This window comes from Vicinamibacteria bacterium, from assembly GCA_035570235.1.
GTDB lineage: Bacteria > Acidobacteriota > Vicinamibacteria > Fen-336 > Fen-336 > DATMML01.
Genome location: DATMML010000135.1, coordinates 23578 through 32107 on the forward strand (window position 1 = coordinate 23578; position 8530 = coordinate 32107).

Sequence of the window (8530 nt, forward strand, 5' to 3'; positions counted from 1 at the left end):
GGGGCCGTGGACCAAGGGGAGCTCCCCCGAAGCCAGCGAGGGTTCGAGGGGGGGTGCGGCCTCCCCTCTCTGCTCACTGATGTTCCGCACCTCCGACCTCGACGCCGACCTCTCCGAGGAGGAGTTCCGCCTCCTCCGCGACTTCATCCACGAGCAGTTCGGGCTCTACTTCGACGATGGGCAGCGGCTTTCGCTCCGCGCCCGCCTGGCCGGCCGGCTTTCCTTCCTGGGCCTCCTCTCCTTCGAGGACTACTATCGCTACCTACGCTTCGGGCCCCAGCGCGCGGAGGAGCGGGAGCGCATGGTCAGCCACCTCACCAACAACGAGACCTATTTTTACCGCGAGCAGGCCCAGCTGAAGGTCTTCTCGGAGAGCGTGCTCCGGAGCATCAAGGAGCGAAAAGCCCGCACCGATGACCGCCGTCTGCGCATTCTCTCCGCCGGCTGCTCCACCGGCGAAGAGGTCATGACCCTGGCCATGATCGTCTACGACAGCGGTCAGTTCTTCTGGAACTGGGATGTGCAGGTCGTGGGCCTGGACGTGGACCGGGAGGCGCTGGAGAAGGCGCGGCGGGGCCTCTACCACCAGAACTCCTTCCGGGCCACGAGCCCTGCTCTCGTGGAGCGTCACTTCGTGAAGGAGGGGGCCGGGATCCGGATCAAGGAGCCCATCCGCCGGCTGGTGAACCTGCGCCCCGGCAACATTCTCGAGCCGGCCAGCTACCTCGACCTCATGCCCATCGACGCCCTCTTCTGCCGGAACGTGCTCATCTACTTCTCGGACGCCACCACCCTGCGGGCGGTCCGTCTGTTCCACCAGGCGCTGGCCCCCGGCGGCTACTTGTTCCTGGGTCACGCGGAGTCCCTCTCGCGGATCACGGACATGTTCACCCCCGTCCGCTTCCAGGGGGCCATGGCCTACCAGAGGCCGGAGGGGCCGCGGTGACCGCGGAGCGGATCCGGGTGCTGGTGGTGGATGACTCGGCCTTCGTGCGCCAGGCCCTCTCGCGCATACTCTCCACCGCTCCCGACATCGAGGTGGTGGGTTTGGCCGCGGACGGGCCGGAGGGGATCGAGAAGACCAAGGCTCTCGATCCGGACGTGGTGACCCTCGACGTCAAGATGCCGCGCATGGGAGGGCTCGAGGCCCTCAAGCAGATCATGGAGGAGTGCCCGGTTCCGGTGCTCCTCCTCTCGTCCCTCACCCAGGAGGGCGCCGAGATAACCCTGCGGGGGCTCGAGCTGGGGGCCTTGGACTTCGTGGACAAGTCGAGCGTGCAGGGCCACATGAACCTGGCGGGCCTGGCCGGAGAGCTCCTAACGAAGATCAGGGCCTTGGCCGGCTCGCCCCGGGCCCACGGTGCCCCCCTCCCTGCCGTCACTTGGGCCCCCGGGGCCCGCCCCCCGGAGGCGCACCGCGCGCAGGTTGTGGCCATCGGAGCCTCCACGGGCGGGCCTCCCGCCCTCCAAGCCATCATCCCCCTCCTGCCCAAGGACCTCCAGGCCGTGGTCCTGGTGGTTCAGCACATCCCCGTCGGCTTCACCCGCTCACTGGCCAACCGCCTGGACCAGCGCAGCCCCCTGCCCGTGCGGGAAGCCCGGGACGGCGAGCCGGTGATGCCGGGGCTGGTGCTCATTGCTCCCGCCGGCCTGCACATGAAGCTGCGGAGGCGGGGGTCGACGGTCAAGATCGTGCTGGATGAAGAGCCGCGCTCCAGCCTCCACCGTCCCTCCGTGGACGTGCTCATGACTTCCGTGGCCAAGGCATACGGCCCCCGGGCCCTGGGCGTGGTCCTGACCGGCATGGGCGCTGACGGGACCATCGGCCTGGGCGCCATCCGGCAGGCGGGGGGGCAGACGCTCGCGGAGAGCGAGGAGAGCTGCGTCATCTACGGGATGCCCAAGGCGGCGGTGGACGCCGGGGTCGTGGACCGGTCTGTTCCCCTGTCCGGCATGGCCGCGGAGATCCTCGCTGCGGTGTAGAATCTGCGGGACGGGCGGCGTTCGGCTCTCCGCGTCGAGCCCGGGCGGGAGGCGGATCCGGGAGGCGAGGCAACCCATGCCCTATCCGCGAGGCGATCGGCGAAGTGAAGGCTGAGGCCCGCGGGGTCGCGGCTTGAGCCTGACCGGCAACCTCGAGGATCTACCCCTCCTCGACATCCTGCAGATCGTCTCTTTCAGCAAGAAGACCGGCAACCTCTCCATCCGGACCGGCGAAGGAGAGGGGGGGATCGTCTTTCGGGAGGGTTACGTGGTCGCCGCCTTCAACTGGGACAGCGTGCCCCTCGATCCCCGGTTCGGCGCGCTCCCCGAAGCCCAAAGGTCCAGCGTAATCCGCAGCCGCATCGAGATCGCCCTCGAGCAGCTCGTCCGCCTGCGGGAAGGGCAGTTTAGCTTCAGCCTGAACGATGCCCCTCCCCGGGCGCTGGGAGGAAGAGAACTCAACCTCGAGACGCTGGTCATGGGCATCAACCCCCAGGAGCTGCTGCTGGACCTGGCCCGCGGCATCGATGAGGACCGGAGGAACTCCACGGCCTTGGTGGAGGCGTCCTTTGCCCAACCCGACGAGACCTCGGGGGACCCGGGAGCGGATCGGGAAGCGGAGGCGGTGGCCGCCTTCGTTCGCAACATGGGGACGCCGGCGGCTCCGGAGACCCCGGGAGGCCGGACCCTCCCCCCCTCCGCGAGTCCGGCCGCCCCCCCGCCGGCCATACCGTCCCGGCCCTCATCCCCGCCCGCGGCTCCGCCGGCGGTCCCGCCCGGGCCCTCGTCCCCCCCCAAGGCGGCCCCCGCCCCTGCGGCCGCACCCTCGCCCGCACCCGCCCGCGCGCCTGCGTCGCCGGCGGCCAGCCCCGAGCCCGCGGCCGGCCCCGAGGCCCGCACCCTGCTGCTCGTGGACGACGAGTCGGAGGTGCGCCGGGTACTAGCCGACTGGTTCAAGGAGGGCGGCTACGAGGTGGTCGAGGCGGAGGACCCCGAAACCGCGGTTAAGAAGGGGGGAAAGCTGGGCAGGGAGGGCGTGCCCTTCCTGCTCGTCACCGACCTCGGCATGCCCACCTCCGGCGGCTCCTCCTTCCACGGCGGCTTCGAGGTCGTCAAGCGGCTCTGGAAGATGAACCTCCGCCCTCCCGTGCTCATGATGACGGAGAGCCTGAACCCCTCGCTTCAGCTCCGGGCCCAGCAGATGGGCATCAAGAGCTTCGTCTTCAAGCCCGGGCTCTCCAAGCTGAACCCCCGGCAGTTCGAGGCCGACCTGCTCGCCTTCGCCAACAAGATCCTGGTGGACATCCTGCCCCGCATGGGGCGCGGCACCGGCCCCGTCCCCGCGGCCAAGGCCGCGAAGCCGGGAACCGCCCCCGCGGGCCAACCCGATCATTCCCCCCCCACCCACGAGGAGCTCTCGCGCCAGTTCACGATCCTCCAGCGTCGGCTGCTCGACCTACGGGAGCCCGCCGACGCCAACCAGATCGCGATCCTGGTCATGAAGGTGGCCCGGGAGTTCTTCGAGCGGGCCATCCTCTTCCTGGTCAAAAACGATGAGGCGCGCGGCCTGGGTGGCTTCGGGGCCGCGCCCAAGGGGGAGAACATCAACCTGCTCGTGCGCGAGGTGGTGATCCCCCTGGGCGAGCCCTCGCTCTTCCACGACGCTGTCCAGGCGGGCCAGCCGCTTCTGGTGCCCCTCCCCAAGGGGAGGTGGAGCGCGTACTTGATGGGGAAGATCGGCCGCTTCCAGTCGGGGACGGTGGCCCTCCTTCCCCTCATCACCCATCGGGAGACGATCGCCCTCCTCTTCGGGGACAACCCGGAGACCGGTCGGGAGTTCGGCCGTCTGGAGGCGCTCGAGGTCTTCATCAACCAGGCGGGGGTGGCCCTGGAGAACGCCTTTCTCCAGCGCAAGCTCCAGACGCTACAGAACCGGACTTGAGCCGGGGCGGCCCCGCCTCTGGTAGAATCGGGGAATCGAGGTGGCGTGATGCCCAGCGAGGACCCTTTCAAGAAGGGCCAGGACTTTCTTCAAATCGTGACCAAGGCCAAGGAGTTCACGGAGGAGCTCCTGAAGGAGAACGAGCGCCTCCGCTTCAAGCTGGCCTCGGTCAAGACCTCCGACGCCCCCTCCGGCGCTGAAGACCGGGTGCGGGAGCTCTCTCAGCGAACGCGGGAGCTGGAGGAGCGCCTGGCCGAGATGGAGGCGCGCCACAAGAAGGTGGAGGAAGAGAACAAGGAGTTTGCCGACCGCTACATCGAGATCGAGGAGCAGAACAACAACCTGGCCAACCTCTACGTGGCCTCCTACCAGCTCCACTCCACCCTCGATTACAAAGAGGTCGTGCGCATCGTCCAGGAGATCGTCATCAACCTCATCGGGGCCGAGGTCTTTCACCTCTTCATGGTGAGCGAGAAGACAGGGCACCTCGAGCTAGAGACCTCGGAAGGGGAGACCGCCCCCCTGACCTCCATCCCCCTGGGCCAAGGGCTGATCGGACAGTCCGCGCAGACGGGCGAGAACCACTTCGCGGAGAGCGTGGCCCGGCGCGACCCCACCCCCTTCGATAAGCCCCTGGCCGTGATCCCCTTGAAGATCAAGGACACCGTGATCGGCGTGATCTCCATCAACAAGCTGCTGGTTCAGAAGACGGCCTTCACCACCATGGACTACGAGCTCTTCACCCTTCTCGCCGGCCACGCCGCCACCGCCCTCTTCTCCTCCAAGCTCTACTCGGCCTCGGCGCGGAAGCTCACCACCCTCCAGGGCTTTCTGGACATGATCAAGACCCAGCCCGCGAAATAGCCCTCCCCCCCTGAGAACGGTCGCCCGGCCTTGGTCCTTATATAATTGCTATCGGAGGAGCCCTCATGTCTGAACCGCGGACCCTCGGCGAGCTGAAGCGGAGCCACCCGGGCACGAAGATCAGCGTCAAGGAGGAGATGCGCCGCAACCTGCTGCGGAAACTCGCCACCGGGGAGGGCCTGTTCCCGGGCGTTCTCGGCTACGACGACTCCGTGGTGCCCCAGCTCGTGAACGCGGTCCTCTCCAAGCACAACATGATCCTGCTCGGCCTTCGGGGCCAGGCCAAGAGCCGCCTCCTGCGCAGCCTGACCACCCTCCTCGACCCCCGGCTGCCCGTGGTCGCCGGCTGCGAGATCCACGACGACCCCTTCCGTCCCCTTTGCAAGCGGTGCCGCGATCTCGCCTCCGAGCGGGGGGACGAGACGCCGGTGGTCTTCCTGGCCCCCGAAGAGCGCTACATGGAGAAGCTCGCCACCCCCGACGTGACCATCGCCGACATCATCGGGGACGTGGATCCCATCCGCGCCGCCCGCGGCGGCCACGACCTGGCCAGCGAGCTGACCATGCACTACGGGCTCTTGCCCCGCGCCCACCGCGGCATCTTCGCCCTGAACGAGCTGCCTGACCTCGCGGGACGGATCCAGGTGGGCCTCTTCAACATCCTTCAAGAGGGGGATGTCCAGATCAAGGGCTACCCGGTGCGGCTGTCCCTGGACGTCTGCATGGTCTTCACCGCCAACCCCGAGGACTACACCGCGCGCGGCAAGATCATCACCCCCCTGAAGGACCGCATCGGCAGCGAGATCCGGACCCACTACCCGAACACCCTCGAGCAGGGAGTGGCCATCACCCAGCAGGAGGCCTGGACCGCCCGCGGCGACGGCGTGCGCATCCCGCGCTATCTGCGCGAGGTGGTGGAAGGCATCGCCTTCGCCGCCCGCCGTGACAAGAAGGTCGACCGGCGGAGCGGGGTCAGCCAGCGCTTGCCCATCAGCGCCCTCGAGAACGTCGTCTCCAACGCGGAGCGGCGCGCGCTCCTCCAGAAGGAATCGCCGGTGGTGCCCCGGATCTCCGACGTCTATGCCGCGCTGCCCTCCCTGACCGGCAAGTTCGAGCTGGAGTACGAGGGTGAATTGATGGGGGCCGAGCACGTGGGGCGGGAGCTGATCCGGGAGGCGGTGGGGGAGGCCTTCTCCGTCTACCTGGGCTCGGTCAACTTCCGACCCGTGATTGCGTTCTTCGAAGGCGGCGGCAGCCTGAAGATCCGGGACGATTCCCCCGCGGGGGAGGTGGTGGGGCAGCTGGAGCGCGTGCCCGGGATCCAGGAACACCTCTCCCTCCTGGGCGTGGAGCCGGGCGACCCCGCCCCCCTCCTGGCCTCGGCTGGGGAGTTCATTCTGGAGGGCCTTTATGCCCAGAAGAAGATCGGGCGCAGTGACGACCGTGGCTTCATGGCCCCGGAGCGGCGGAGCGACGTGGACGTGGATCTAGACCGGCTGGAGCGCCTGCGCAAGATGAAGAAGCAAGTCAACTGACCATGGCCATCATCCGCTACCACCGGTACCAGGGCGAGCTGTGGGACGACCTCGACCTCGAGGATCTGGTGGGGGAGCTCTCCGACTTCCTGCTCCAGAGCGGCTTCGGCTACGAGCCCGGGGAGTGGGACGGGGACGACCTCCAGGCCCTGCACGACGCCATTCTCGAGGCCCTCATGCGTCGGGGGCTCCTCTCCGACGAGGACCTCCAGAACCTCATGGACGACCAGGACGCCCTCGAGCAGTTCCTGCAGAAGACGGTGGAGCGGCTGGTCCGGGAGGGCTACCTCTCCGCCCGCGAGGGGCAGCCCTTCCACGACCCCACGGGGGGAGGCGGCTTCGGCCCCGGCAGCCCCCCCGTTAAGTTCGAGTTGACCGAGAAGGCGGTGGACTTCCTGGGCTACAAGACACTGCGCGACCTCCTGGGCTCCCTCGGCAAGTCCTCCTTCGGCCGCCACGACACGCGTGACCTGGCCACCGGTATCGAGGCCTCGGGGCCGTCCAAGACCTACGAGTTTGGGGACACCTTGAACCTGGACGTGAGCGGGACCCTCCTCTCCGCGCTGGCGCGCGAGGGGCTCAAGGTCCCGATCGACGTGGATTACAAGGACCTGCTCGTACACCAGGCCGAGTACCAGTCCTCCTGCGCCACCGTCGTCATGCTGGACTGCTCGCACAGCATGATCCTCTACGGGGAGGATCGCTTCACCCCCGCCAAGAAGGTGGCTCTCGCCCTCTCCCACCTGATCCGGAGCCAGTATCCGGGGGACAGCCTGCAGCTCGTGCTCTTCCACGACTCCGCGGAGGAGGTGCCGCTCTCCCAGCTCGCCAAGGTGCGGGTCGGGCCTTACTACACGAACACCCGGGAGGGCCTGCGTCTGGCCCAGCGCATCCTGGCCCGCCAGCGCAAGGACATGAAGCAGATCGTGATGATCACGGACGGGAAGCCCTCCGCCCTCACGGAAGGAGACGGCCGAATCTACCGCAACCCCTTCGGCCTCGACCCGCGGGTGGTGGCCCTGACCCTGAAGGAGGTGGCGAACTGCCGACGGCAGGGGGTCCTGGTCAACACCTTCATGCTCGCCCGCGACCGCGATCTGGTGGCTTTCGTCAAGAAGGTGACCGAGATGTGCCGGGGCAAGGCCTACTTCACTACCCCCTACAGCCTCGGCCAGTTCGTCCTCATGGACTATCTGAACAAGAAGGTCCGTACGGTGCACTGAGAGTGCGCCTCCTGCACGAGGAGTACGAACACCCCACCCAGGTCGGGCGCGTGGGTCTGAGCGTGTTCGAGCAGCCCGGGGAGGGCTTCCTGGTCACGGAGGAGCGGGGAGGGACCACCACCGTGGTCAAGACCCTCGGGCTCTTCGAGCGCCGCGAGCAGGCCCGGGAGCGCGTCCGCGCGCGGGAAGCGGAACTCCAAGCCCAGCGCTACGCGAAGGTGGCCTCCGCGGCCTGACCGCCGTACCGCGGAGCAGGGCCGCAAGAAAACCCTTGACTTGCTTAGTTCGCGAGCTAAGTCTCATACATGATAGGATGAGTGCACGTGCCCAGAACAAAGAAAGCGCCCAAGAAGAGAAGTCGCACCGCCCATGAGGACCTGCGGATCCTCAACCTCGTCTTCGAGGCCCTGGCCCATCCCACCCGCCGCCAGATCCTGCTCATCCTGAAGCTTCGGGGTGGACACATGACGGCGGGACAGATCGCGAGCCGCTTCTCCTGCACCTGGCCCACCATTACCCGTCACTTGAACGCCCTGCAGAGAGCGGGACTCGTCCACGTCCAGCAGCGCGGCCGGGTGCGCACCTACAGCCTGGAGCAGAAGACGATGCTCATCATGCTCCGGGGGTGGCTGCAGTGGTTCGAGCGCACGGAGGCGCTCCCCCCCGGACCGCGGCTCCTGCTCAAGAAGGCGCTGGGCGGAGTCACGGAGAGCGTGAGCGTCCTCCGGCCGCGTCGTTGAGGGCGCGGCCGCGCGGGTGTTTGACGGCCCCGCCCTAGGAGGAGGCTTCCCGCTTTGGCCTTGCGCGAGAACTCTCACTTCGGCCCCTACCTCATCACGGGCACCCTCGGGAAGGGAGGAATGGCCTCCGTCTACAGGGCCTACGAGACCGACCTGGATCGGTACGTGGCCCTCAAGGTCCTGCCCGCCGGGTTCCTGCACGACGACAGCTTTTCGGAGCGCTTCCGTCGCGAAGCCAAGGTC

General features: G+C 67.9%; 9 protein-coding genes. All 9 read left to right on the forward strand.

Translation table 11 applies throughout. The features are described from left to right. Window positions 1–79: 79 nt before the first annotated feature. The gene (locus VN461_23415) at window positions 80–946 is read left to right on the forward strand and encodes a protein-glutamate O-methyltransferase CheR (protein HXB57730.1); all 867 of its coding nucleotides are present in this window, start codon (window positions 80–82) and stop codon (window positions 944–946) included. Then, the gene (locus VN461_23420; protein HXB57731.1) at window positions 943–1983 is read left to right on the forward strand and encodes a chemotaxis response regulator protein-glutamate methylesterase; all 1041 of its coding nucleotides are present in this window, start codon (window positions 943–945) and stop codon (window positions 1981–1983) included. The genes VN461_23415 and VN461_23420 overlap by 4 nt, the downstream gene beginning before the upstream one ends. Window positions 1984–2116: 133 nt before the next feature. Further along, on the forward strand, window positions 2117–3925 hold the full coding sequence (locus VN461_23425) for a DUF4388 domain-containing protein (protein HXB57732.1): 1809 nt from the start codon (window positions 2117–2119) through the stop codon (window positions 3923–3925). 48 nt (window positions 3926–3973) lie between these two features. Next, window positions 3974–4789 (forward strand): GAF domain-containing protein, encoded by an 816-nt coding sequence (locus VN461_23430; protein ID HXB57733.1) that lies wholly within the window; start codon window positions 3974–3976, stop codon window positions 4787–4789. 65 nt (window positions 4790–4854) lie between these two features. After that, window positions 4855–6324, forward strand: a complete 1470-nt coding sequence (locus tag VN461_23435; protein ID HXB57734.1) for a sigma 54-interacting transcriptional regulator — start codon at window positions 4855–4857, stop codon at window positions 6322–6324. 2 nt (window positions 6325–6326) lie between these two features. After that, window positions 6327–7547 carry a VWA domain-containing protein gene (locus tag VN461_23440; protein ID HXB57735.1) on the forward strand — a complete coding sequence of 407 codons (1221 nt, stop codon included), beginning with the start codon at window positions 6327–6329 and terminating at the stop codon, window positions 7545–7547. A 2-nt stretch (window positions 7548–7549) separates the two neighbouring features. Next, window positions 7550–7783: a hypothetical protein gene (locus VN461_23445; protein ID HXB57736.1), complete on the forward strand. Its 234-nt coding sequence runs from the start codon at window positions 7550–7552 to the stop codon at window positions 7781–7783. 87 nt (window positions 7784–7870) lie between these two features. Continuing rightward, window positions 7871–8287, forward strand: coding sequence for a metalloregulator ArsR/SmtB family transcription factor (locus VN461_23450; protein HXB57737.1), 417 nt, complete (start codon window positions 7871–7873; stop codon window positions 8285–8287). Between the two features lie 54 nt (window positions 8288–8341). Beyond that, window positions 8342–8530: serine/threonine protein kinase (locus VN461_23455; protein HXB57738.1), on the forward strand; the 189-nt coding region annotated here is incomplete at its 3' end.

Excerpts from the sequence above, each read along its gene's own strand:
- VN461_23440 (HXB57735.1), top strand. The coding sequence starts at position 6,327 with ATGGCCATCATCCGCTACCACCGGTACCAGGGCGAGCTGTGGGACGAC.
- VN461_23430 (HXB57733.1), top strand. The coding sequence starts at position 3,974 with ATGCCCAGCGAGGACCCTTTCAAGAAGGGCCAGGACTTTCTTCAAATC.
- VN461_23435 (HXB57734.1), top strand. The coding sequence starts at position 4,855 with ATGTCTGAACCGCGGACCCTCGGCGAGCTGAAGCGGAGCCACCCGGGC.
- VN461_23415 (HXB57730.1), top strand. The coding sequence starts at position 80 with ATGTTCCGCACCTCCGACCTCGACGCCGACCTCTCCGAGGAGGAGTTC.